At 73.2% G+C, this 24,764-nt stretch carries 19 protein-coding genes; 5 read left to right on the top strand and 14 right to left on the bottom strand.

Annotated elements, in window-relative coordinates:
* Positions 1 to 2 precede the first annotated feature (2 nt).
* Together ACWCHM_RS09150 and ACWCHM_RS09145 are read right to left on the bottom strand one after the other, a co-directional pair.
* The gene (locus tag ACWCHM_RS09150; RefSeq protein ID WP_454222084.1) at positions 3 to 4,262 is read right to left on the bottom strand and encodes a family 43 glycosylhydrolase; all 4,260 of its coding nucleotides are present in this window, start codon (positions 4,260 to 4,262) and stop codon (positions 3 to 5) included.
* A gap of 142 nt (positions 4,263 to 4,404) precedes the next feature.
* The gene (locus ACWCHM_RS09145) at positions 4,405 to 4,695 is read right to left on the bottom strand and encodes a GNAT family N-acetyltransferase (RefSeq protein WP_281896728.1); all 291 of its coding nucleotides are present in this window, start codon (positions 4,693 to 4,695) and stop codon (positions 4,405 to 4,407) included.
* Positions 4,696 to 4,841: 146 nt separating this feature from the next.
* Between ACWCHM_RS09145 and ACWCHM_RS09140 the strand changes: the two genes are divergently transcribed.
* Entirely contained in the window at positions 4,842 to 5,399 is a 558-nt protein-coding gene (locus tag ACWCHM_RS09140; protein WP_454222082.1) for a GNAT family N-acetyltransferase, read from the top strand.
* Between the two features lie 21 nt (positions 5,400 to 5,420).
* Here ACWCHM_RS09140 and ACWCHM_RS09135 read toward each other — a convergent pair whose 3' ends face one another.
* Entirely contained in the window at positions 5,421 to 6,026 is a 606-nt protein-coding gene (locus tag ACWCHM_RS09135) for a YdeI/OmpD-associated family protein (protein ID WP_454222081.1), read from the bottom strand.
* Positions 6,027 to 6,035: 9 nt separating this feature from the next.
* A complete protein-coding gene (locus ACWCHM_RS09130) occupies positions 6,036 to 6,680 on the bottom strand; it encodes a TetR/AcrR family transcriptional regulator (RefSeq protein WP_454222079.1) in 645 nt (214 codons plus the stop codon).
* A gap of 26 nt (positions 6,681 to 6,706) precedes the next feature.
* On the opposite strand from ACWCHM_RS09130, the gene ACWCHM_RS09125 reads away from it, so the two are divergent.
* Entirely contained in the window at positions 6,707 to 7,447 is a 741-nt protein-coding gene (locus ACWCHM_RS09125) for an SDR family oxidoreductase (RefSeq protein ID WP_204960382.1), read from the top strand.
* Between the two features lie 41 nt (positions 7,448 to 7,488).
* On the opposite strand, the gene ACWCHM_RS09120 is transcribed toward ACWCHM_RS09125, so the two are convergent.
* The 3 genes from ACWCHM_RS09120 to ACWCHM_RS09110 all read right to left on the bottom strand — a co-directional run bounded on the left by ACWCHM_RS09120 (position 7,489) and on the right by ACWCHM_RS09110 (position 12,279).
* Positions 7,489 to 8,604, bottom strand: a complete 1,116-nt coding sequence (locus ACWCHM_RS09120) for a MerR family transcriptional regulator (RefSeq protein ID WP_421488150.1) — start codon at positions 8,602 to 8,604, stop codon at positions 7,489 to 7,491.
* Between the two features lie 106 nt (positions 8,605 to 8,710).
* Positions 8,711 to 10,435: a cellulose binding domain-containing protein gene (locus ACWCHM_RS09115; protein ID WP_454222077.1), complete on the bottom strand. Its 1,725-nt coding sequence runs from the start codon at positions 10,433 to 10,435 to the stop codon at positions 8,711 to 8,713.
* 635 nt (positions 10,436 to 11,070) lie between these two features.
* Entirely contained in the window at positions 11,071 to 12,279 is a 1,209-nt protein-coding gene (locus ACWCHM_RS09110; RefSeq protein WP_454222076.1) for an MFS transporter, read from the bottom strand.
* Positions 12,280 to 12,491: 212 nt separating this feature from the next.
* On the opposite strand from ACWCHM_RS09110, the gene ACWCHM_RS09105 reads away from it, so the two are divergent.
* Both ACWCHM_RS09105 and ACWCHM_RS09100 read left to right on the top strand, forming a co-directional pair.
* The gene (locus tag ACWCHM_RS09105) at positions 12,492 to 12,791 is read left to right on the top strand and encodes a hypothetical protein (RefSeq protein WP_454222075.1); all 300 of its coding nucleotides are present in this window, start codon (positions 12,492 to 12,494) and stop codon (positions 12,789 to 12,791) included.
* Positions 12,791 to 14,434, top strand: a complete 1,644-nt coding sequence (locus ACWCHM_RS09100; protein ID WP_454222073.1) for an amidase — start codon at positions 12,791 to 12,793, stop codon at positions 14,432 to 14,434. The genes ACWCHM_RS09105 and ACWCHM_RS09100 overlap by 1 nt, the downstream gene beginning before the upstream one ends.
* Before the next feature lie 65 nt (positions 14,435 to 14,499).
* Here the strand turns inward: ACWCHM_RS09100 and ACWCHM_RS09095 are convergent, their stop codons facing one another.
* Positions 14,500 to 15,369 (bottom strand): LLM class F420-dependent oxidoreductase, encoded by an 870-nt coding sequence (locus tag ACWCHM_RS09095; RefSeq protein ID WP_454222071.1) that lies wholly within the window; start codon positions 15,367 to 15,369, stop codon positions 14,500 to 14,502.
* A 285-nt stretch (positions 15,370 to 15,654) separates the two neighbouring features.
* Between ACWCHM_RS09095 and ACWCHM_RS09090 the strand changes: the two genes are divergently transcribed.
* Complete coding sequence (locus ACWCHM_RS09090) at positions 15,655 to 17,352, top strand: tetratricopeptide repeat protein (RefSeq protein WP_454222070.1); 1,698 nt, start codon at positions 15,655 to 15,657, stop codon at positions 17,350 to 17,352.
* A 71-nt stretch (positions 17,353 to 17,423) separates the two neighbouring features.
* Here the strand turns inward: ACWCHM_RS09090 and ACWCHM_RS09085 are convergent, their stop codons facing one another.
* Genes ACWCHM_RS09085 through ACWCHM_RS09060 form a run of 6 tightly spaced genes read right to left on the bottom strand, consistent with a single transcriptional unit; the run spans position 17,424 to position 24,763 of the window.
* Positions 17,424 to 19,820 (bottom strand): RICIN domain-containing protein, encoded by a 2,397-nt coding sequence (locus ACWCHM_RS09085; protein ID WP_454222069.1) that lies wholly within the window; start codon positions 19,818 to 19,820, stop codon positions 17,424 to 17,426.
* Between the two features lie 53 nt (positions 19,821 to 19,873).
* On the bottom strand, positions 19,874 to 20,857 hold the full coding sequence (locus ACWCHM_RS09080) for an aldo/keto reductase (RefSeq protein WP_454222067.1): 984 nt from the start codon (positions 20,855 to 20,857) through the stop codon (positions 19,874 to 19,876).
* On the bottom strand, positions 20,854 to 21,720 hold the full coding sequence (locus tag ACWCHM_RS09075; RefSeq protein ID WP_454222066.1) for an amidohydrolase family protein: 867 nt from the start codon (positions 21,718 to 21,720) through the stop codon (positions 20,854 to 20,856). The genes ACWCHM_RS09080 and ACWCHM_RS09075 overlap by 4 nt, the downstream gene beginning before the upstream one ends.
* Positions 21,717 to 22,478: an SDR family NAD(P)-dependent oxidoreductase gene (locus ACWCHM_RS09070; protein ID WP_454222065.1), complete on the bottom strand. Its 762-nt coding sequence runs from the start codon at positions 22,476 to 22,478 to the stop codon at positions 21,717 to 21,719. The genes ACWCHM_RS09075 and ACWCHM_RS09070 overlap by 4 nt, the downstream gene beginning before the upstream one ends.
* On the bottom strand, positions 22,475 to 23,503 hold the full coding sequence (locus ACWCHM_RS09065; RefSeq protein ID WP_454222064.1) for a zinc-dependent alcohol dehydrogenase: 1,029 nt from the start codon (positions 23,501 to 23,503) through the stop codon (positions 22,475 to 22,477). Before ACWCHM_RS09065 ends, ACWCHM_RS09070 begins: the two co-directional genes overlap by 4 nt.
* Before the next feature lie 21 nt (positions 23,504 to 23,524).
* Complete coding sequence (locus ACWCHM_RS09060; protein WP_204960369.1) at positions 23,525 to 24,763, bottom strand: mandelate racemase/muconate lactonizing enzyme family protein; 1,239 nt, start codon at positions 24,761 to 24,763, stop codon at positions 23,525 to 23,527.
* Position 24,764: the final 1 nt, after the last annotated feature.

The following is a 24,764-nucleotide window of genomic DNA, read 5'->3' as shown; positions in this document are numbered from 1 at the left end:
GGCTACCGGACCGCCGGCACCCGCAGCACGGCCACCTCGCCGACGTTGCCGGCCACGTCGACCGCGCGGTAACGGACCCCGTGCGCCAGGTCGTCCAGCGGCACCGGCCCGGTCCAGGTGGTCCACTCCCCACCGTCGAGCCGGTACTCCACCCGGGCCACCCCGGAGTCGGCGTCCCGGCCGGTGATCACGAGCGTCCGGTCGACAAGCGTCGCCCCGGCGGTCGGGGCGACCCCGTCCACCTGCACCGACGTCGCCCAGGGTGTGCTCCAGAGCAGGTTGCCCCCCTGGGCCCGGTACTCGATCGTGTGCCGGCCGGCCGGCAGGGCCACCGGCTCCCGGTACGGGAACCAGCCGCCCCCGTCGATCTGGTACTCCACCAGCCTGATCAGTTCGCCGTGGGCCAGGGTGAGGGCGGCGTTCGCGCCGTACCAGCCGTCGGTGCCCGGGTCGGTGATCCGCAGCCGGGGCTGCCCGCCCCGGTAGCGCAGCGGCTCGACGCCGCTGAGCGTGGGCACCACCGGCGTGATGGTGCCGTCGGCGGCGAAGTACAACCGGTCGATGGTGGTCTCCCGGTGGGTGCCGTCGCCACCCGGGATGGCGAACCGGTGGTACGCCACGTACCAGTCGTCGGTGCCGGGCACCTGGACGATCGAGTGGTGCCCGGTGCCCAGGATGCCCTGGGCCGGGTCCTTGCCGAGGATCTCCCCCCGGCTGGTGAACGGCCCGAGCGGGCTGACGCCGGTGCCGTAGCCGACCCGGTAGTTCTCGCTGCCGGTGTCGTCGATCGACCAGGAGAGGTAGTACACCCCGTTGCGCTTGTGCAGGAACAGGCCCTCGCGGAAGTCGGTGAGGCCGGTCAGCCGGACCCGCCGGGCGACGTCGTAGGAGATCATGTCGTCGTTGAGCGGGACCACGTACGGGGTGCCGTTGCCCCAGTACAGGTACCTCTTCCCGTCGTCGTCGGTGAAGACGGCCGGGTCGATCTGCTGGGCGTTGCCGTAGTCGGCCTTGCTCACCAGGGGCCGGCCGAGCGGGTCGACGAACGGCCCGAGTGGCGAGTCGGCCACCGCGACGCCGATGTTCTGCTGGGCCGAGAAGTACAGGTAGTACTTCCCGTTCTTCTCGATCGCGGCCGGCGCCCAGGCGTTGGTGTCCGCCCAGCTGACGTCCGGCCCGAGGTCGAGGATGGTGTCGTGGCCGGTCCAGTCGACCAGGTTGCGGCTGGACCACACGGTGAACGTCGAGCTGCCCCAGCCGGGGAAGCCGTCGGTGGTGCCGTAGATGTAGTAGGTGTCGCCGAACCGGACGATGTTCGGGTCGGCGGTGAAGCCGGGCAGCACCGGGGTGTTCATCGGCACCGCCCGCACCGTCCAGGCCCGGCTGGCCCCGGCGGCGCTGGTGACGGTGACCGTCACCGGTCGGGTGTAGTTACGCGGCCCGGCGGGCCTGACCGTCGAGGTGGGCGCGACCAGGTAGCGCGGGGCGAGGCTGGTCAGGTCGGTGCCCGGCCGGACCGGCAGGGTGATTGTGCCGCTGGCGGCGTCCACGATGGCCGGCACCTTGAGGCTGTCGAGTTCGACGGCGACGACGCTGGTGCCGTTGCTGCCCAACGCGGCCACCTCGGCGTCGCTGAGCGCCCGGTTGTAGAGGGAGAAGTCGCGGATGCGGCCCTTGAGGTAGCGGTCGCTGGCGTACTGGGAGCGGCCCAGGTAGTTCGCGGTGGTCCGGCCGCCGCCGATGTCGCCGGGCGCGACGGTCAGCCCGGTCTTCTCGGCCACCCGCACCCCGTCCAGGTAGATCCGGGCGGTGCCGGCCCGGTTCAGGGTGTACGTCAGGGTCTTCCACACCCCCCGGGGCAGCGCCCGGCCGCCGGTGACGGTCTGTTCGCCGGTCCAGTTGCCCAGGCTGATCGAGGTGCGGTAGTCGTTGCCGGTGGTGAACAGGTAGCCGTTGCCGACGCCGCCTGCGTCGGTGTTGCCGAGCCCCCACACGAAGTACGGGGTGGCCTGGTCGGCGGCGATGTTCACGTCCATCGACACGGTGATCTCGTCCAGTCCGGACATGATGTTGTCGGGCAGGTCGACGTGGCCGTTGGTGCCGCCGAGGGTGAGGCTGCCGGCGTCCCAGCGGACGTCACCGGCCAGGGTGGCGTGGTGGCCGTTGCCGGAGTCGTCGGTGACCGTGCCGCCGCCGGTCTGGTCGAGCCGGTAGTGGGCCACCACCCCGTCGGCGTTGGCCGCCACCGGGGGCGGGGCGTCGGTCAGCGCGTCGAGTTCGGCGCGGGTGACCGGGATGACGGTGCCGTGCCGGGGGCTGGCCGGCAGCCGGTAGGACGCCGGCACCTTCCAGTTCGGCCTGGCCAAATCGTCGGTGCCCAGCGGGATGTAGCCCCGGCCGCCGTACTCGTCGACGAACAGGTAGTACCGCGAGCCGGAGGTGTCGCCGGGGTTGGCCTTGAACACGGTGGGTCCCTCCACCGCGGAGGTGCCGGCGTCACGGCCGATGCACGAGTCGAGCATCGTCCACGAAGGCTTTCCGGGCAGGTCCACGGCGGTCAGCGAGGGGGACTTCTCCTGGATGATGTCGGAGCAGCCGGTGCCGCCGCCGCCCTCGTCCTTGGTAAACCGGTAGTAGGTGTCGCCCTCGCGGATCATCGTGGAGTCGATCCGCGACTCGCCCCGGTCCTGCCAGATGGTCGCCGGGCTGAACGTGACGAAGTCGCGGGTGGTGGCGGCCAGCATCCGGTTGTACGTGTTGCCGGTGTGGTCCGGGTCGTTCTCCGCGAACAGCTTCGAGGCCCAGAAGACCAGGTACTCGCCGCGCTCGGCGTCCCAGTACGCCTCCGGCGCCCAGGTGTTGCCGGCGGTCGGCGGGGAGACCTCGACGTGCCGCTGCGCCGACCAGTTGACCAGGTCGGTGGACTCCCACACCTCCAGGTAGCGGCTGCCCCGGCGCTGGGCGGCGTCCCAGTCGCCGTTACGGCCGATCGACAGGTCGGTGGCGATCAGGAAGAACCGGTCCCCCTCCGGGCTGCGGATCAGGAACGGGTCGCGCAGCCCCAGCGTGCCGTGGGTGGACTCCAGTTTCGGCTGGCCGCCGTTGACCTCCGTCCACTGCAGGGCGTTGTTGCCCCGGCTGGCGGCGAAGTAGATCTTCTCACCGGCGATCGAGTTGCCGGTGAAGTAGCTGAACGCGTAGCCGGCGTACGGCGCGGGGGCCGGCAGCTCACGGACGGTCAGCGTGATGGTCCGCTCGACGGTGGCGGCGCCGACGGTGACCGTGGCGGTCACCGGCACCGTCGTGTCGCCCGCGCCGTGCGCGGGACGACGCACCACGCCGTCGGCGGTGACCACCTCCGGTCGGGCCGAACGCCAGCGGACCGTCGCGTCGTAGCGGCCGGTGGTGGGCATGGTCAGGTTGCCACGCACGTCGTCGGCGTGCACCAGGGTCAGCGCGGCGGCGGCCGCCTCGGCCCGGGTCTGGTCGGAATCCCCGGGTTGCGCGACCACCGCGACCTCGGCGGCGGTGAGGGCGCGGTCGTAGATCCGGAAGTTCGCCACCCGTCCCTTGAGGAACCGGTCGGTGGCGTAGTTCGACCGGCCCAGGTTGTTGGCGGTGGTGACGCCGTTGCCGACGGCGCTGGGCGGCACGGTGACGGCGGTGTTGCGGGCCACCTGCACGCCGTCGGCGTAGAGGGTGCCGGTGGTGCCGGTCTGGGTGTAGACGACCGACTTCCACACCCCCCGGGCCAGGTTGCCGCCGGTGCCGGTGACCTTCTCGCCGGCCCAGTTGGTGGTGGTGATGCCGGCGCGGAACGCGTCGCCGCTGGCGAACAGGTAGCCGGTGCCGGTGGCGGAGGTGGCCGGGTTGCCCAGGCCCCACAGGAAGTACGGGGTCTGCTGGGCCGGGTCGACCAGGACGTCCACCGCCACGGTGAGCGAGGAGCGGCCGGCCAGCAGGTTGTCAGGCAGTTTGACGTGGTCGTCGACGCCGTCGAGCAGCAGCCCGTCGGTGCCGGTCCAGGTGCCGCCGCCGACCAGGGTGCCGTCGTTGCCGTGGCCGGAGGTGTCGACGACGGTGGTGCCGGTGCGCTGGTCGAGGTCGTAGCGCAGCAGCAGCCCGTCGGTGACGTCGGCGGCGGCGGCCGGGGCCGCGGTGGCGGGGGCCAGCGCGGCGAGGAGGGTGAGCACGGTGGCGGCGACGACCGTACGGGTGCGGTGGGGGGTGGGGTGGGGGTTCCGGGGAACTGCGGAGGGCATGGGGGATTCCTCGGCGTTGTGAGCGTTAACAGGCTGGAATTGTCAACGCAACAATCAGACGCCGTCAAGGATGTGTCGTCCGCCGATGCGCTGCGCGCACGCCCGCTCACCTCCCGGGAGCCCGCCGCCCCGGGCCGCCGGGCTACCTGATCCGGCGGGTGGAGCGGGCCACGATGTCCGCGTACTCCGGGTGCCGGCTCAGCCAGTCGGCGAGGAACGGGCAGATCGGCACCACCGTACGGCCCCGGGCGCGGGCGTCGTCCATGACCGCGCGGGCCAGCGTCGAGCCGACGCCCCGCCCCTCGAACGCCGGGTCGACCTCGGTGTGCGTGTAGGCGATGATGGCACCGGTCAACTGGTAGGTGACCAGCCCGGCCAGCGCCCCGGTCTCGTCGCGCGCCTCGAACCGCTCCCGGTCCGGCGCGTCTGTCACAGTCAGCTCCACCGGACCATCCAAACACGCCCGGCCGCCACCGACCCGGCCGGGCGCGCAGCTCAGGGGTCGCCCAGCCGACGGGCACCCGGGGGCTGCCGACGGCGAGGAACCGCGGCGCACCCGATGGGTTAAAGTCCGGCCGCATGGACGGCACCACGCTGCGAACGTCCCGCCTGAGTCTGCGCCCGGTGCAGGACGGCGACGTCGACCGCATCCTCGAATACCGCAACCTGCCCGAGGTGACGTACTGGCTGTTGCGGACCGAGGTGGAGCCGGCGGCGTTCCGGGCGGCCTGGCGGCGCGCGGCCGACGACCCCGACGACCACAGCCGGGCGGTCGTCCTGGACGGTCTGGTGATCGGCACGGTCTCGCTCGACGTGCTGGACGGGATGGGGCAGCCGGGCATGCCGACCCGCACCGAGGCCCGCCTCGGCTACATCTTCGACCCGGCCCACGGTGGCCGGGGCTACGCCACCGAGGCGGTCACCGCGATGGTGGCGCACGCGTTCACCCGGTTGGGCGTCCGCCGGATCACCGCCGGGTGCTTCGCCGACAACCTCGCCTCGGTCCGGGTGCTGGAGAAGGTCGGCATGCGCCGCGAACAGCACGGCGTCGGTGACTCGTGGCACGCCGAACGGGGCTGGGTGGACGGCTACACCTACGCCCTGCGCGCCGACGCCTGGCCCGCGCCGTCCCGGTAGGCCCGTCGGGCGGCACCCGGGTCACGGGGACTGTGGTGGCCGGGCCCGCTGCGGGTGGGGCGTCTCGTGACGGGCCAGCATGGCGACGAACTCGGCGATCTTCCGCTCCCGGGTCTGTGCCCGCTTCACCGCGTTGAGCCGGTGCACGAGCGCGAACAGGTTGGTCCGGGTGAGCACGTCGAACATGGCCTGCGCGGCGGGATCGGCGGCGACCGCGGCGAGCAGGTCGGCGGGCACCTCGACCTCCGACGGCGGGGCGTAGGCCGCAGCCCACCGCCCGTCCGCCTTGGCGGCCTCCACCGCGGCCCGGCCCGGGGGCTGCATCCGGCCCTGCTGCTCCAGCCGGGCCACATTGGCGACGTTGCGTTGCGACCAGATGCTGCGGGCCCGGCGGGGGGTGAACCTGACCCAGGAGCTCGCCTCGTCCCGCTTGCGGGCCTGCCCGTCGATCCAGCCGAAGCACAGCCCCTCGTCGACCGCCTGCTGCCAGGTCAGGGTGGTGACCGTGCCGCCCTTGCGGGTCAGGGCGAGCCACACCCCGGGTGAGGTGTCGTGGTGGGCCGACAGCCAGGCGCGCAGTGCGTCCGCGTCGGCGACGATCAACTCGTCCAGTTCAGCGCTCGCCATGCCGGCAGGCTAGCCGCTGCCGGTGACAATCCCACCGGGGGCGCGGAGGCCGTCGACGAGGATGGCCAGCAGGCGCGGCCCCCGGCTGTCCAGCTCGGTGTCGTCCAGTCGGGACAGCCAACTGATCAGGACGATGACGTCCCGGGCCTCGGCGTCGGCGCGGATGCTGCCGGCCGAGCGGCCGGCGGCGAGCAGCAGTTCCACCGCTTCGCCGATCGGGCCGAGACTGTGCGCGGCGAGGTCACGCCAGGTCGCCGCCTCGACGGCGGCGAACACGTCCCGTTTGACCCGGGCGTAGCCGGCCACCCGGTCGAACCAGGCCGCCAACGCCGCCACCGGCGGGTGGCTGGCCAGCAGGCGCGGGGCCGCGGCGACCAGGTCGTCGACCTCGTGCCGGTACACCTCGACGAGCAGGTCCTCCCGGGTGGGGAAGTGCCGGTACAGGGTGCCCTGCCCGATGCCGCAGGCCTTCGCCACCGCGTTGAGTTTCAGCTCGCCCGGCTCGCGCACCAGGTCGCGGGCCGCGCGCAGGATGCGTTCGCGGTTGCGCCGCGCGTCGGCACGGGCCGCCGCCGTGCCCTGGGCAGCAGACGCCGCCGCGCCCTTGACAGAAGCGGACACGTGTCCGCTAAGCTCGTCGGAGTAACCGGACATGTGTCCACTCTACCCTGAGGAGCGTCATGACCATCCCCGGAAAGGTCGTCGCCATCACCGGCGCCAGCAGTGGCATCGGCGCGGCGACCGCCCGCCACCTCGCCGCGCTCGGCGCGTCGGTCGTCCTGGGCGCCCGCCGCACCGACCGGCTCGACCACCTGGTCGCCGAGATCGAAACCGCAGGCGGCAGGGCCGTCGCCGCCCGGGTGGACGTCACCGCCCCGGACGACCTGCGGACCCTGGTCGACCTCGCCGTCGAGCGGTTCGGTCGACTGGACGTCCTGGTGGGCAACGCCGGGATCAGCCGGCTCAGCACCCTGGCCGAGCTGGACGTCGAGGGCTGGTCGGCGATGGTCGACGTGAACGTCAAGGGCATCCTGCACGGGATCGCCGCCGCCCTGCCCGTCTTCACCCACCAGGGCAGCGGTCACCTCGTCACGGTCGTGTCGACCTCCGGCCTGAAGATCACTCCCACCCAGGCGGTGTACGCCGGGACGAAGAACGCGGTGCGCACCCTGCTGGAGGGTCTGCGGCAGGAGAGCACCGGCGGAGCGCTGCGGACGACCTCGATCTCCCCCGGCTACGTCCGCACCGAGCTCGTCGACCAGGCCATCGACGACCCCACGGTCCGCGAGCAGGTGCAGCAGACCATGGCCGAGATCGGCCTCGACCCCGGCGCGGTCGCCCGCGCGATCGCCTTCGCCATCGACCAGCCCGACGACGTCGAGATCGGCGACCTGACCATCCGACCGACCCGCCAGGACTGACCGTGGCGGGGCCGCAGGTCGACGGCGAGCAGCCGGGCCGCTCAGGCCACGAGCAGGCGCAGGCCCAGCTCCGCGGTGTCGCGGCGCAGCAGGTCCCCGTTGCGTCGCGCCCACCGGCCCGAGGCCAGATCCTCCCGCAGCATCCCGACGGCCCGCCGTTCCGCCTGCGGCCCGACCCGGGTCCACACCGACACCGCGCGCCGCACCCGCTCGTCCAGGTACGCCTCCGGTCGTCGCCAGTACGCCTCGAACAGGCCGTCGGCGCAGTCCCACGGGACGTCCACCGGCTCGGCGCGACCACCGATCGCGGCGGTCAGCTCACCCAGCGGGGGCCAGTCGACCAGCAGGCCGGCGAACTCCGGCAGGTAGTCGCGGGTCAGCCAGAACCGCTCCCGCCAGCCGACGCCGTCGGCGTCGTAGGTGAACACCACCACCCGCCGGGCCACCCGGCGCATCTCCCGCAGCCCGGCGACCGGGTCCGGCCAGTGGTGGACGGTGCTGACCGCCATCGCCGCGTCGAAGGAGCCGTCGGCGAACGGCAGGTCCCCCGCGGTGGCGGCCACGCACGGCGCGGCGTCGGCCGGACGCAGCGCCCGCATCACCGCCGAGGGTTCCACCGCCGTCACCACGCGGTCGCCGGGTTCGTAGGAACCGGTGCCGGCCCCGACGTTGAGCACGGTCCGGGCGTCACCCAACGCCGCCCGGATGCGGGCCGCGATCCGGGGGTCGGTGCGCCGGGTCGCCGGGTAGGCGCTGCCGATGGTGTCGTACAACCGGCCGCCGAAGACCCGTAGCTGCTCCTCCGGCGTGGTGGCGATCCCCAGTGCCCGCGCCTGCAACTCCCGGTCGATCGCCGCGACCAGGGCGGCGGCCCGGTCGCGCTGGTCGGTCAGCAGACCGCGCAGTCGGCACAGGTGCGCCACGGGGTCGGTCGCCGGGTCGTCCACCAGGTCGGCGATCTGCCGGAGCCCGAACCCGAGCCGCCGGTAGCCGAGCACCTCGCGCAGCCGCCGGACGTCGGCAGGCGAGTACGCGCGGTGTCCCGCCGCCGTGCGCCCGGACGGCGTGAGCAGGCCGATCTCGTCGTAGTGGTGCAGCGTCCGGACGGTGACCCCGGCCAGTTCCGCCACCCGCCCCACGGTCAGATGTTCGTCCACGGCACCGACTATCGGCCCTCACGCCGCGTGAGGAGCAAGCATCCGCAACGGGTACGGCCGCCACGGTGTCCGCGGCGGCCGTACGGGGATTGCTCCGGTCGACCGGTCAGACGACCGTGCAGGGGATGCCGTTGAGGGTGAACGCGGTCGGTTTGGCGGTGTTGCCGGTGTGGTTGGCCTGGAAGCCGATCTCGACGGTGGCGCCGGGGGCGATCGTGCCGTTGTAGCTGACGTTGCGGGCGCTCACCTGACCGGTGGTGGGCGAGATGGTGGCGCTCCAGGCCGAGGTGATGGACTGGCCCGACGGCAGGGTGAACACCAACGTCCAGCCGTCGATCGTCGAGGTGCCGGTGTTGGTGATGCTGATGCTGGCGGTGAAGCCGGAGTCCCAGCTGTTCATCGTGTAGCCGACCCGGGGTCCGCTGCCGCCCGCCGTGGGGGTCGGGGTGGGCGTCGGGGTCGGGGTCGGCGTCGGCGTCGGGGTGGCCGTCGGCGTCACGGTCGGGGTGGGGGTCGGCGTGGTGCCGTTGATGCTGGTCACGAACGTCATCACGCTGCGCGCCGGCAGGTTGACGGTCAGCGAGCCGTTGGACATGGTCAGCGCGCTCTGCGGGGCCACGTTGCGGCTGCCGTCGGTCAGCCAGTTCTGCACGCTGCCCGACGCGGTGGTGCCGGAGAGGGTGAACTGCTGGCTCACCGCCGAGGTGTTCTTGTTGACCGCGACGATGACCACGGTGTTGCCGCTGCGGTAGGCCGAGACGTAGACGTTCGACGCCGGGTTGGCCGTGGCGTCGACCCGGACGTATCCGGGCCGCACGAACCGGGCGTACTGGGCCATGATCGCGCCCCGCTTGCTGATCTGGCCGTCCTCGCGCATGGGGCCGTAGCTGCGCCGCAGGTACCACCAGACGTACGTCTGGAACTCGGCGTCGACCATGGACCGGTGGATGTGCTCGCCGACGTCGAGCGCCTCCGGCCAGGCGTCACCCGAGTTCGCGTTGCTGTTCGGGTAGTAGACCTCGGTCATCCACAGTTCCTTGCCCGCACCCTTCTGCTTGAACAGCGGGTACGGGAAGTTCGAGTACGAGGTGCCGTAGAGGTGGGCCCCGATGATGTCGACGTTGGCCAGCGCGGTGGCGTCGTTGAGGATCGGGTCCGACATCGACTTGACGTACTGGAAGGACTCCGGTGCCATCACCCGGGTGCTGATCACCCCGGAGTTCTCCTTGAGGAACTTGACGATCTCGGCGGAGGTCCACCACGTCCAGTCGTGGGCGTAGTCGGGCTCGTTCTGCACGGAGATGGCGTAGAGGTTGACGCCGTTGTTGCGCATGTACACGGTGAAGTCGTTCAGGTACTGCGCGTACGCGGCGTAGGAGCTGGCCCGCAGGCGCTTGGCGTTGGTCTGGCTGCCCCGGGTGAACGTCTCGATCATGCTGGCCGGCGGGTTCCACGGCGAGGCGAAGACGGTCACCCCGAGTTCGGCCGCGCGCTTGGCCGTGGCCAGGTCACGACTCCAGTCCGCCTGGCTCTCGCCGACCGGGATGCGCAGCACGGAGAAGCCGAGCCGGCCCTCGCCGGTGCCGAACGCCGTCTCCCGCTGGGCGGCGGTCAGGTCGCCGATCCAGCCGGCGTGGGTCATCGCGCCGTAGCCCTTGATCGTCTGCCGGGACGCCGACAGGTTGATGCTGGCCGGGGCGGCCGAGGCCTCCGTGGCCCCCAGGGCCGCCGTGGCCGCCGCGACGGGCAGCGCGCCCAGCGTGGTCAGGACTACGCGACGGCTCAGTGTTTTCCGCTCGCCGGCCGCCGGTCCATTCTGATCCTGCGTCATTTCTTTCGTCCTCCTGGTGGTGGTGGTACGCGCCCTGCCGGTTCCATCGAAGCCGGTCGGCACCGATCTGCTACGCCGGCACGGGGATGACCTGGACGTCACCGTCGGCGTTTCGACAGAACATATCGACTTCGATAATTGTGAACGTTAACGGCCGGAGTTTAGTTACCCCTTTCAGAGGGGTCAAGCACGCCAGCCGTATCCGGGTCCGCACCGATCCCGCGCGCCCGGTGGTCCTCGCACAGCGCCACGACGCGGGCGGCGACCGGCGTGCACGGCTCGCCACCCGACGGTTGCCAGCCGGTTCGATTGTGGCGGGCGTCGCGACTCCGGCGGGCAATTGATCTGACGTTCCGCCCTTTCCGCATCGTCGAACGGGAATGCGCTGCGGTAACTGTCGGGCCGGCACGATCCGGTCCGCCACGCGGTGGTGCCCGGTCCGGCGTACCCCCGACCGCACTGGCCCGGCCGCCGCCGACACCCGCCCGGCCGCCGCCGCCCGGCCGGGGCAGGTGGCACGCCACCGGGGAGCGGTCCAGCCGGGCACCGGCTGCGGGAAACGTCCGACCACGCGCCGGTCCACCGGCCAGCTCCCGTGCGGGCCTGACGTCATCGCCGGCCGCGCCGCCGCACGGTCAGGCCCCGGGCGTCGACGCCTCCAGCCGGCGGACCGCCCGGCTGGACACCATCCCGAGCACCGAGAGCACCACCAGCGCCGCGAGGATCAGCAGGGTGTCGCGGGTGCCGACCAGCGCGGCGGCCGGCCCGACCGCCACCTGTCCCAGCGGGATGGCCACGAACGAGCCCAACATGTCGTACGAGTAGACCCGGGCCAACCGGTCGGCCGGGACGTGCCGGGCGATCGACGTGTCCCAGGCCACCGCGAACTGTTCCACGGCGATCCCGACCACCAGCGCGGCGGCCAGCAGCGCCACCAGCGTCGGGGTCAGTGCCAGCGCCAGCAGCAGCAACGACTCGGCGACCATGCACACCACCCCGAGCAGCAGCAGCCGGCGTACCCGAAGCCGCAGTGCGACGACGCCGCCGACGACCATCCCGACGGTCTGCGCCGCCAGCACCAGGCCCCAGGCGCTGCGGCCGATCGTCACGTCGGCGACGGCCGGGCCGAGCACGCTCATCCCCCCGGCGAGGGCCGCGTTGAGCACCATGAACCCGAGCACCACCACCCACACCCAGGTCCGGGCGACGAACTCGGTCCACCCCTCCCGCAGGTCGGCGACGACCCCGGTGCGGGCGGCGGCACCGCGCGCGGCGGGCACCCGGACCCCGGCGAAGGCGACGGCCGCGACGGCGAAGGTGACCGCGTCGACGGCGAGCCCCCAGCCGGGGCCGACCATGGCGACCAGCAGGCCGCCGAGCGCCGTACCGCCGATCATGCCGGCGTTCATCCCGAGCCGGATGATCGCGTTGGCCGGCTGGATCAGCTCCGCCGGGACGGTCTGCGGGGTCACGGCGGCCGAGGCGGGCTGGGCCAGGGCGCTCACCACCCCGTTGGCCGCGCCGAGCGCCAGCAGCAGCGGGATCGTCGCCGTGCCGGTGAGCACCAGGGCGGCCACCGCCGCCTGGGTCACCGCACCGAGCAGGTTGGAGCCGACCAGCACCAGCCGGCGGGGCACCCGGTCGGCGAGCACGCCGCCGAAGAGCACGAACAGCACGTTCATCAGCGAGCGGGCACCGACGACCAGCCCCAGGTCGCGGACCGAACCGGTCAGGTCGAGCACGGCGAAGGCCAGCGCGACCGGGGCGACCGCGTTGCCCACCATGTTGACCAACCGGCCGACGGCCAGGCGGCGGAAGGCGGCGTACCGCAGTGGGGCGAGCATGTTCTCCTCCGGGACGCGGTCGCGCGACCCGAGAACCCTAGCCAACGTCGACCGGTGGCGTGGCCCCGCTGCGCCGGCCCGGCCGTCCACTGTCGCGGCCCGTACAGGGGCATTGACCTGCATGGCTTCACGACAGCGAGATCAACTTGTCACGCCCGCGACACGATCCGGCTCGACAGTGGGTCATCGTCGCCCACCCCACAAGGAGCGTCATGGCCCCCACCCCACCGACCGACGCGGAACTGGACGTCCTCATCCGCGCCCGGCTCGCGTCGCTCGGCATCGACCTCGACCAGCTTCCCCCCGGCACCACCGCCGACCCGCAGACCGGCTCCCCCGGCCGGGACACCGTGCTGGCCTCGCTGCGTTCCTTCGTCCGCGGCACCGTCGGCACCCTCGCCGCCTACCAGCCGCCCGCCCCGGCCGGCACCGACCCGGCCGTGGCCCGGGCGCTGTCCCAGCAGCCCGCGCCGATGCTCTACCCCTCGATCAGCACGGAATGGCGGAAGTGATGAGCACAGCACCTGCCGACCGCGGCGTCGACCGTCGCGCCTTCCTCGCCCGGACCGCCGCGCTGGCCACCGCCTCGGCGTTCGGTGGCGTCGTCGCGCTGCCCGCCGTCGCCTCGGCGGCCGGCGTCACCCGCGTGGCGGTCGCGCCGCCCGGCCGCTACAACCCGGCGCTGGCCGTACCCAACGCCTACGTCAAGCCGCGCCCGGAGGCGGTGGCCGACCCGACCGAACTGACCATCGCCGAGGCGGCCTGGCTGATCCGGGCCGGCAAGCTCACCCCGGAGAAGCTGGTCGAGGCGTACCTGGCCCGGATCTCCCGCTACGAGGCGACCTACCAGGCGTTCAACCTGGTGCTCGCCGAGCAGGCGGTCAAGGCGGCCCGCGCGATGGCCCGCAAGCCGAGCCGGGGCGCGCTGCACGGCATCCCGCTGGCCATCAAGGACAACTACTTCACCGCCGGGGTGCCGACCACCGCCAGTTCCTACCTGTTCGCCGACTTCCGGCCCCCGTACGACGCCACTGCGGTGACCCGGCTGGTCACCGGCGGCGGGGCGATCGTGCTGGGCAAGACCCAGATGGGCCCGCTGGCCACCACCCGGGCCACCACCCCCGCCGGAGTGGTCACCACGGTCAACGCCTGGACCCCCACCAACCCCGCCACCGACCCCGGCGGGTCGTCCACCGGAACCGCCACCGCCGTGGCGGGACGGCTCGCCACCTGCGGCACCGGCACCCAGACCGGCGGCTCGATCACCGCGCCGTCCAACGCGCAGAACCTCACCGGGCTCAAGCCGACCATGGGACGGGTGTCGCTGCACGGGATCATCCCGCTCAGCTACACCCGCGACCACCCCGGTCCACTGGCCCGCGACGCCAAGGACGCGGCCATCATGCTCACCGCGATGGCCGGCGAGGACCCGGCCGACCCGCGCAGCCAGGGCCTGCCCGCGGTGCCGAAGCTGATCGACGCGGCCACCCCGACCTACCAGGGCGGCACGCTCAAGCTGCGGTGGAAGACCCGGATCGGGGTGCTGCCCGGCTTCACCGCCGGCACCTCGGAGACCGCCGTGGCCCGGCAGGCGTACCTGGCGAAACTCGCCGCGATCCCCGGCGCGACAGTGGTCGACGTGCCACTGCCCGACGAGTGGGAACTGCTCACCGGCAGCGCGTTCAACAACGTACGGCTGCCGGAGCGCACCGAGCCGTTCCTGCCCTATCTGCGTACCGACCTGCGGGGCTTCGGGGTGTCGGTGACCGGCTGGTTGCAGGGGGCGCTGCTGGGCGGTGGCGAGTTCATCACCGGCCAGCGGGCCAAGCTGCTGCTGATGGAACGGGTGCTGGACCAGCTCTTCGCGCACTGCGACGTGGTGGTGCAGACCGGGCCGGTGCCGTTCGACATCCTCGGCCTGCCGGAGATCGGCTTCCCGATCGGGTTCACCGGCGCGGGCCTGCCGGTCGGCACCATCCTCGGCGGCCTGCCGTACGGCGAGGACCGGTTGTTGTCGGTGGTCGCCGCCTACCAGGCGGTCACCGACTGGCACCTGCGCCGGCCGGCCGACCCACCGGCGGCCCCGGCGGCCCGCAGCGCCGCCCCCGCCGGCCTGCGGCTCACCGCCGACGAGGTGGCCCGGCTCGCCCAGTGACCGTCGCCCGTCCGCCCCGCCGCCGACCGGTGGCGGGGCGGACGGGCGACGTGCGGGTCGGCCGGTCAGCCGATGGCGGCCAGTTCCGGCAGCACCTCGGCGGCGACCCGCTGGGTGAACTCCACCGGGTGCCGGTCCGGGGTGACCTGGACCTCGGTCACCCCGAGCGCGGCGTACTCGGCCACCTCGGCGAGGAACGCGTCCGGGTCGTCCAGCGGCGGTCGCATCACGACGACCGTCTTGTCGATGGTGTCGTAGTCGCGGCCCTCGGCGGCGCAGTGCCCACGCAGCACGTCCAGCTTGTGTGCCACCTCGGCCGGGCTGCTGCCGAACAGGTTGCAGGCATCGGCGTAGCGGGCCACCAGCAGCAGGGTCTTCTTCTCGCCGCCGCCGCCGATCATCACCGGCGGGTGGGGCCGTTGCAGCGGCTGCGGCGCGTTGAGCGTCTCGGCCAACCGGTAGTGCCGGCCCTCGAACGGCCCGTTGTCGTCGCTCCACATCTGCCGGCAGATCAGCAGCGTCTCCTCAAGCCGTTCGAACCGCTCGGCCACCGGCACCACCGGCACCCCGAGGCCGCGCTGTTCACGCTCGTACCAGGACGCGCCGATGCCGAGCCGGGCCCGGCCGCCGGAGAGCACGTCCAGGGTGGTCACGATCTTGGCGAGCAGCCCCGGGTAGCGGTACATCACGCCGGTGACCAGCACGCCGAGCGTCATCCGCGAGGTCCGCGCCGCGACGAAACCCAACGTCGTGTACGCCTCCAGCATCGGCTCCTGCGCCGGGGCCATGGCCTCCATCTGGAAGTAGTGGTCCATCACCGTGAACGATGCGACACCGGCCTGCTCGGCGACGGTGGCCGTCTCGATCAGGGTCGGCGCGATCGCTGCCGGATCGGTCGGGGTCGAGTAGTTCCAGTAGTGCAGTCCTAATCTCATGCCTCGTTCACCTCGGTACCGATCCTAGTGGCGACGCCGACCCACCGCCGGCTGGGCGCGGACCCGCGTTCACGAGCACCCTTCGCATTTTTGAAGATCGGCACTAGGCTCTGCCCCGTCCGGAGTGGATGACCACGGAGGTGCCCATGAAGAAGATGACCGTCCGTCGTACGAGCGCCCTGCGCCTGGTGTCCGGCGCCCGCCGGCTCTGGATCGAGTGGTGCTGGTAACTGCCGGCCCGGCGGGCGCCCCCGGGCGCCCGCCCTCGCCGGGAACGGGCCACCCGTGAGCGACGGGTCCCCACGCTACGACTGCCACCGCGACCTCGGGCCGTACGCCGGGGTCGCCGACCTGCTCCGCCGGATCGCCGCCGACCGCCCCCGGCTGGCCGCCCGGCACCGGGTCGAGTTGGCGGCCATCGCGCCGCAACGCGCCCCCGGCCGGCGCACCGCCGCCGACGAGGCACCGATCCGGTTCCACCCCGCCCGGCGCACCGCCGCCCTGGCCTACGGCGCGACCGAGTTCGTGGCGGCCTGGGCCGACACCCTGCGCCGGCCGGTCACCCTCCGGTTCGGCCACGTCGGCGCGGCCGACGAGACCACCAGGGAACTCCTGGACACGCTGGCCGGACGACTCGACACCGACCGGGTACGGCTGGACCTGCGCGACGACGGCCCGGCCCGAGCACCGGCCGAGCCCGGACCGGAGGCCGTACGCACCGTGCTGGGCGAGAGCCTGGCCGCGGGCTTCTACCACCACGCGGCCCGCACCGCCCGGCACGGACGCACCCTGGTCACCCCGCACGACGACCGGCGGCACTGGTGGGCGTTCACCACCGGCCTGGCCACCGCCCTGGCGGCGCTGGACCGGGCGACCGAGGCGCTCGACCTCTACCACGAGACCCGGACCGTCACCGACGATCCGAAGATCACCATGTCCGCCGCGTACGCCACCGCCATGTTGTACGCCAGGCACCTGCCCGCCGACGCGCAGGACCCGGCGCGGGCCCGACACTGGCTGGCGCAGGCGCTCCGGCTCGCCAGGACGCTGCCCGACCCCCGGCAGCGGGTGCTGTCCACCGTCTTCTACGAGCAGGGCGTGGCCCTGCTGGACAGCCGGGAGGGCGAACCGGAACGCGCGCTGCGCCTGATCGACGACGGGCTGTCCCGGCTGACGGCGGTGCTCGCCCCCGGGGAACGCCCGCAGGACGTGGCCCGGCTACGGCACAACCGGGCCCAGGTCCACCTGGCGCTGGGCGACCCGCAACGGGCCCTGGCCGAACTCGACACGGTGATCGGCCACGATCCCGACAACTGCGAGTACTACGTGGATCGGGCCGCCCTGCACCGGGCGGCCGGACGGCACCGGGCCGCGATCAGGGACCACGGCAGCGCGATCCGGCTCGGCCCGCACCTGCCGGAGGCGTACTACAACCGGGCGGTGCTGTACCAGGAACGGGGCCGCACCGGACGGGCCCGGGACGACCTGGGCCGGGTGCTCGCCATCGACCCCGGGCACCTCGACGCCCGGATCGCCCTGGTCAACCTGCATCTGGAGCAGGGTGCGCCCGATGCCGCCGAGGCGGGTGCGCGGGCCGGGCTGGCACTGGCCCCGGACGAGCCGGCCCTGCTGTGCACGCTCGGGCTGATCCGCTCCGAGCGCGGTGACCCGGCCGGGGCCGAGGAGCTGTTCAGCCGCGCGTTGGCCGGCGATCCGGAACTGGTCGAGGCGTGGACCAACCGGGCCACCGTACGGTTCGACCGGGGGGAGGTCGCTGCCGCCGTGACCGACCTGGACCGGGCGGTGGCGCTGTCCACGGCACCGGTGCCCCGCTACAACCGGGGCACCGCGCTCGCCCGGCTCGGCCGCTTCGACGAGGCCGCCCGGGACTTCGCCGACGCGCTCACCCGGCCGGGCGTGGACCGGTCGCTGCGCCGGGAACTGCGCGCGGAACTGGCCCGCTGCCGCCGCCGTACCGGCTGACCCCGCTACCCTCCGGCGGGCCGACCCGCCGGGGCGGGGGTGCCGGGGCGGCCCGGCACCCCCGCCGACGCTCAACCGCGCAGGCTCCACTGCTGGTTGGTGCCGCCGTTGCAGGCCCAGAGGATCAACTTGGTGCCGTTGGCCGTGCCGGCGCCGTTGGCGTCCAGGCACAGGCCGGACTGCACGCCGGTGATCGTGCCGTTGGCGTTGACCGCCCACTGCTGGTTGGTCTGCCCGTTGCAGTCCCAGATCACCACCTGGGTGCCGTTGCCGGTGCCCTGCCCGGAGGCGTCCAGGCACTTGGAGCCGTAGACCATGAGCTGCCGGCCGGTGGTCTGGGTGAACCGCTGGTTGGCCGCGCCGGTGCAGTCCCAGAGTTGGGCCTGGGTGCCGTTGGTCGTGCTGGAACCGCCGATCTCGGCGCACCTGCCGGACTGCCCGCCGACGATCTGCACACCCTGCGCCGGCGGGTTGCCCGTGCCCTGCACGCCCGCGTTGGCGATGACGGTCTGCGCGCCCGACGGCCAGTTGTTGTTGCTGACCACCGTGTTGTTGTTGACCACGTTGCCCCGGTCACCGTTGGTCACGTTGGTGCTGTTGTTGGTCGACCAGTTGTTGGTGACGGTGAAGTTGCCCATGTTCTCGGCGTACCAGTAGTTGGCGGTGGCCCAGGTGCCGGTGCTGGCGAACACGTTGCTGCGGGCGGTGTAGTAGCGGGAGCCCTCGTCGAAGTAGAGCCCGAACCAGCCGTTGGTGCGCAGGCAGTGGTTCTCGGTGATGCTGCCGCCCGGGTTGGCCGACAGGGTGTAGATGCAGCCGCCGTCGGTCATCTGCTGCATCACGTCGTGCACGTAGTTGCCGACGACCTGGTTGTTGGCGGCGGTGGTGGCGGTGGAGTAGCGCGGCTGGTAGTTGTACAGCCCCCGGTCGGCGTAGTGGTTGCTGCCGCCCGCGTCGTTGGCGCCCCAGCCGTACCCGACCGACAGCCCGGTGTACGGCATGTTGTAGACCTCGTTGTGCGACACCAGCGAGGTGTTGACGTACGTGGTCAGGATCGACACCACGCCCCGGTACTCCAGCCCCAGGTCGTGCACCCGGTTGTTGCTGATGGTGATGTTCCGGTTGGTCATCCGCTGGTCGCCCGGGTGGTGGGCGTCGGCGCGCACCCCACCGACCACCACGCCGCCGGCCGAGCTGCGGGCGATCTCCGAGCGGGTGACGGTGATGTTGCTGGCCCCCAGGCCGACCCCGCTGGCGTGCGCGTTGGCGTCGTTGCCGATGCCGATGGCGGTCTGCCCGAGGTTGACGAACTGGGAGTCGCTGAAGGTGATCGTGTTGGCGGCGGAGACCTGCACGGCGGCCGGCATCTGGTTCCAGCTCGGCCGGGTCGCCTCGAACAGCGGGCAGCCCTCCTGGCAGGAGGTCAGCGCGTCGGCCGGGCGGGCCCAGGTGCCGGTGATGTGCGCGCCGGTCTGCTGGTCGGCGAAGCCGTTGCTGCTGCTCGGGCCGAGCCAGCTGGTGCCGGTGAAGGTGATCCCGCTGAACGCGATGTGGTGCGCCGGGGCGTCGTAGCTGCCGCCGACGTTCACCAGCGACTGCAGCTGGGGCAGCTCCACGCTGACGCTGTTCATGTTCTGCCCGGCCAGCGGGATGTAGTTGAGCTGCCCACTGCCCGGGTTCAGGTACCACTCCCCCGGGCTGTCCAGGAACTCGTACGCGTTGGCCAGGTAGAACGGCCCGGCCCGGTGCGGCTTGGACAGGGTGTCGAAGCCGAAGGTGTTGTTGTTCCAGGCCGGCTGCTGCATCGTCAGGAAGTTGCCGCTGATGCTCTGCACCGGGGAGTACCGGTCGGTGAACGAGCCGACGCTCTCCACCTCGACCCGGTTCTGGTTGCCCAGGTTGTTCAGGTAGCTCAGCGCGCCGTTGCTGAACCGCATGCCGCTGGTGGTGAAGGTGAAGTCGGCCCGGTTCACGGCGGTGCGGGCCCGGGTGGCGACCGCCCCGTTGACGTAGAGCTGCCGGCTGTCCAGCCCGGCGGGCACGCTCGCCCGCCAGATGTTGCGGCCGGCGTCGACCTGCGACCAGCCGGTGACCGCACGCGCTCCGCTGATCTGCGGGCGGGCCGACGCGGCGGCCCGCCAGGTGACGGTGTAGCCGTTGGTGCCGGAGTCGGCGGCGGTGAACCGCAGCGGCGCGGCCAGCCGGTAGACGCCGTCGGCCAGCTCGACGACGATGTCGCCGGACATCCCGGCGGTGCGGGACCGGACCGCGTTCTGCGCCTCGGTCAGCGAGCAGGGCTGGCTGGTGGAGCAGGCGGTGCCGCTGCCGGCGGGGGACGCGTAGAGGGTGGTGGTGGCGGCGAGGGCGGGACCGGCCGGGGCGAGCGCGGCGACCGTGGCGGCGAGCGCCGTGGCGGCCAGGCCGGCCAGCAGCGGCCCGCGCCGGGCGGGTGGTGTCGGGACGGACACGGGTGGGACTCCAATCGTGGTGGGGTGGTGGGGTGCCCGGCGTCGCGGTGGAATCATGCCGCGACCGGGGCGAGCAGTCCGGCGGCCCGCAGCGCCGGCCACAGCACCGTCGGGACGTCGGCGTCCGCGCGGGTCAGCGTCTGGGTGACCTGCGCGCGGTTGCGCAGGCCGACGACCGTCGAGACGACCGCGGGATGGGAGCGGACGAAGGCGAGCGCCGTCTGCGGCAGGGTGACGCCGTACGTCTGGCAGACGTCGGCGATCCGGCGGGCCCGGTCGATCAGCTCGGGTGGGGCCTGTTGGTAGTTGTAGGTCGCGTCGGCCGGGGGCCGGTCCTGCGACAGCAGCCCGGAGTTGTAGACCCCGGCGACCACCACGCCGACGCCCCGGCGTTGGGCGGCGGGCAGCAGGTCGGCCAGCGCCCCCTGTTCCAGCAGGGTGTACCGGCCGGCGCACATCACCACGTCGACGTCGGTCTCCTCGACGAACCGGGTGAGCAGGTGGGACTGGTTCATGCCGGCCCCGATGGCCCCCACCACGCCCTGGTCGCGCAGCTCCACCAGGGCGGGCACCGCCTCCGTGGCGGCCTGTTCCCAGTGGTCGTCGGGGTCGTGCAGGTAGACGACGTCGATCCGGTCCAGGCCGGTGCGCTCCAGGCTGGACTCCAGCGAGCGCAGCACGCCGTCGCGGCTGAAGTCCCAGACCCGCCGGTGGTCGGCGGGCACGTCGAAGCCTTCCGGGTCGCGCCGGTGCGCGTCCTGCGGCGACGGTACGAGCAACCGCCCGACCTTCGTCGACACCACGTACTCGTCGCGCGGCCGGGTCCGCAGCGCCGCGCCGATGCGCCGTTCGGACAGCCCGAGCCCGTAGTGCGGCGCGGTGTCGAAGTAGCGCAGGCCGCCCGCCCAGGCGGTGTCGACGGCGGCGGCGAACTCCTCGTCGGTGGTGGCCCGGTAGAGGTTGCCGGCCTGCGCCGCGCCGAAGCCCAGCCCGGTGAGGCGTACCGCCGGTCGGCGCGGCAGGGGGCGGGCCCTCACGACGGCTCCTCCAGTCGGTAGGCCCGCCGGGCGGTGTGCCGCCAGATCGCCGCCAGATCGTCGTCGCCGAGCGGGTCGAGCAGCTCGGCCAGCGTGTCGACCCACCTGTCGTACGTGCTGGCGAGCAGGCAGACCGGCCAGTCGGAGCCGAACATCAGCCGGTCCGGGCCGAACGCGTCGAGGGCGTGCTCGACGGCCGGACGCAGGTCCTGCGGTGTCCAGGCTGACCGGTGCACCTCGGTGACCAGGCCGGAGAGCTTCGCCGTGGTGTTGGCCGCAGCGGCCAGGGTGCGCAGGTCGCGGGCCCAGTCGTCGAGGTCCGTCCCGCCGAGGGCGGGTTTGCCGAGATGGTCCAGGACGAACCGCACCCCGGGCAGGTCCTGGGCCAGCCGGCCGGCCGCGCCCAGTTGGTGCTGCCGGACCAGCAGGTCGAAGGCGAGACCGGCGGCGCCCACCGCGGTGATCCCCCGCCGTACGTCGGCCCGGTCCAGGAACGCCGGGTCGGGCTCGTCCTGCACGCTGTAGCGGACGCCGACCAGCAGGTGGCCGCCGCGGGTCGCGCGCAGCCGGGCCAGCCGGTCGGCGGCGTCGGGTGTGGTGACGTCCAGCCAGCCGACGACCCCCCGGACGAGCGGGTGGTCGGCGGCGACGCCCAGCAGGTCCACCGTCTCGGCCTCGGTGGAGTTGGCCTGCACCAGCACGGTCCCGGTGACCCCGGCGGCACGGGTGACCCGGGCCAGGTCGTCCGGGGTGAAGTCGGCGTCGATGGCGGCCATGGTGGCCGGGTCGATCCAGGGCTGCGGGTGCCGGGCCCGCACCCAGAGGTGGTGGTGGGCGTCGACGGTCCCGGGTGGCGCGCTCACCGGCCCAGCCATCCGCCGTCGACGGGCAGCACGATGCCGTTGACGTAGTCCGAGGCCGGGGCGGCCAGGAACACCGTCGCGCCGGCCAGGTCGTCGGCGTCCCCCCACCGGCCGGTCGGGATGCGGGCCAGGATGGCCCGGTCGCGTTCCGGGTCCTCGCGTAGCGCCCGGGTGTTGTCGGTGGCGATGTAGCCGGGGGCGATGGCGTTGACGTTGACCCCGTGCGCCGCCCATTCGTTGGCCAGCGCCCTGGTCAGCCCGGCGAGGCCGGACTTCGCGGCGGCGTAGCCGGGGACGGTGATGCCGCCCTGGAAACTGAGCAGCGACGCGGTGAAGATGATCTTCCCGTGGCCGCGCGCCACCATCTCCCGGCCGATCTCCCGGCTCAGCACGAACTGGCTGGTCAGGTTCACCTCGATGACGTGGTCCCAGATCTCGTCGGAGTGCTCGGCCGCCGGGGCACGGGCGATCGTGCCGCCGTTGTTGACCAGGATGTCGACCGGGCCGAGGTCGTGCAGGTCGGCGACGAGCCGGCGGACCGCGTCCCGGTCGGCCAGGTCGGCACGCAGCGCGGTGAACGAGCGGCCCGCCGCGCGTACCCGCTGCTCCACCTCGCTGCCGGTGGCCTCCATGTTCGCCGAGACGCCGACGATGTCGGCGCCGGCGACGGCCAGCGCCTCGGCCATGGCCAGCCCGATGCCCCGGCGCGCGCCGGTCACCACGGCCGTGCGGCCGGACAGGTCGAACAGGGCGTTCACCGGTCGGCCTCCTGCCAGTCGAGCAGCACCTTCAGCACGCCGCCGCCCTCTTCCAGGGCGGTGAACGCCGAGGCCGCCGCCTCGACGGGCACCACCCGGGAGATGAGCTGCCCGGCCGGCACCACTGCGGAGGCGACCAGCCGGACCGCCTCCACCATGTCCTCGCGCTGGTAGAGCCGTGCGCCGAGCAGTTCCAGCTCGCGCCAGAAGACCCGGTGCAGGTTCACCGGCCGGGGCTGCGGGTGGATCGCCACCATGACCAGCCGGCCCCGGGTGGTCAGCACGTCGACGGCGGTGTCGACCCCGGCGGCGGACCCGGACACCTCGAAGGCCACGTCCGCGCCCGCGCCGTCGGTACGTTCGTCGACCAGCGCCACCACGTCGGTGCCGGCCGGGTCGACCGCGTCGATCCCGATCCCGGCGGCCACCGACCTACGGAACGGGTCCGGTTCGACGAGCAGGACCCGCGCGCCCCGGTGCCGGGCGACGGTGGCGACGAGCACACCGATCGGCCCGCCGCCGACGACCACCACCTGGTCGGCGTCGGTCACCCGGCCCCGCCGCACGTCGTGCACGGCCACCGCGACCGGCTCGACCAGGGCGGCCCGGTCCAGCGGCAGGTCGTCGGGGAGCGGCACCACCAGGTCGGCCGGGACCGTCCAGGAGGACTGCATCGCGCCCGGCGAGTCGACCCCGAGGAAGTCCATCGCGTGGCAGACGTGCGCGGTGCCCCGCCGGCAGGCGACGCACCGGCCGCAGAACCGGGTCGGCATCACGGTGACCGGTTGGCCCACGGCGTAGCCGGTGACGCCCTCACCCACCTCGGCCACCCGGCCGGACATCTCGTGCCCGAGCACCGCCGGCGGGCCCACCCGGGCGTCCATGTCCCCGTGGTAGACGTGCAGGTCGGTGCCGCAGATCCCGGTGTAGGCCACCGCGATCCGCAGCTGGCCGGGCCCCGGCGGCTCCGGCGCGCGCCGCTGCACCTCCAGGTGCCTGGCGCTGCGGTAGACCACTGCCTTCATACGTGCTCCCTCGCGGTCGGGTCAGTGCGGGACGGCGGACGGCAGGCCGTCGTGGTGGTGCGTCGGGGCGTCGGGCAGCGGTGTGCCGTACCGCCCGGCCGGGATGGCGGCCGGGTCGGGCCCGGCCAGCAGCCGACGGCCGGCCCGTTCCGGCCGTACGTTGGGACCGTCCGGCGTCGGTACGTCGGAGCGGCGCGGGTAGCTGCCGATCTCCTCCTCGCAGACCGTGACGCCCAGCCCCGGCGTGTCGCCGAGGACGAACGCGCCGTCCTCGACGTGCAGGTCGCGGGTGATCCCGACCGGCGGGTGGAGGTCCTGCAACTCGCTGACCATGTGGTTGGGCACCGACGTGGCGGCGTGCAGCAGGCCGACGGGGTGGTTGCCGATCGGACTGACCGGCAGGTCGTAGGCGTGCGCCAGGGCGGACACCCGCAGGAAGTGGGTGACCCCCCACACCGCGGCCATCTGTACGACGTCGACCGCCGCCGCGGCGATCAGCGGCCGGTACTGCTCCAGGCCGGTGAGGTTCTCCCCGGTGGCCACCGACGCCCGGATCCCGCGCCCGACGACGGCCAGGCCCTCGGCGTCCCACCGGCGGACGGGCTCCTCGATCCAGACGAGGTCCAGGGTGCGTTCGAGTTCGCCGACGTGCCGGACGGCCTGCTTGCGGGTCCACGCCTCGTTCACGTCGAGCATCAGGCCCGGCCGCTGCCCCCGGCCGGCCTCGGTCAGCACCTCCCGGACCACGTGCAACCGGTGCCGGTCCCGCTCGATGTCGAGGCCGCCCTTGAGCTTGGCGGCCCGCAGCCCGTGCCGGGCGTACAGCTCGTAGGTGGCGGCGAGCGCGTCGTCGTCGAGGCCGATGTCCAGGCCGGAGGCGTACGCGGGCACCCGCCTGTCGCGTCCGCCGAGCAGCCGCCACAGTGGTTGCCCCGCCGCCTGGGCCTTGATGTCCCACAACGCGGTGTCCAGCGCCCCGATGGTGCCGAACACCGAGCCGGCGTGGCCCGCCTTGAAGGTCTGCCGCAGCATCCGGTCGTAGAGGGTGGTCACCGCGCGGGGGTCCTCCCCGTCGATCGCGGCGAAGATCCGTTCGAGGTCGGTGTGCGGTCCGAGGCCGACGCCGGTGATGCCCTCGTCGGTCTCGACCAGGACGATCGGCACGGCGGTCACCCCGTCGGCGAACACGCCGTTGGCGTCGCCGACGGGCCGCCCCCAGTCCTGCACGGTGGTCAGGGTCCGGTATCCGGTGATCCGCATG

Source organism: Micromonospora sp. SCSIO 07396, assembly GCF_053667945.1.
This window is presented reverse-complemented; position numbering and strand designations above follow the sequence as displayed.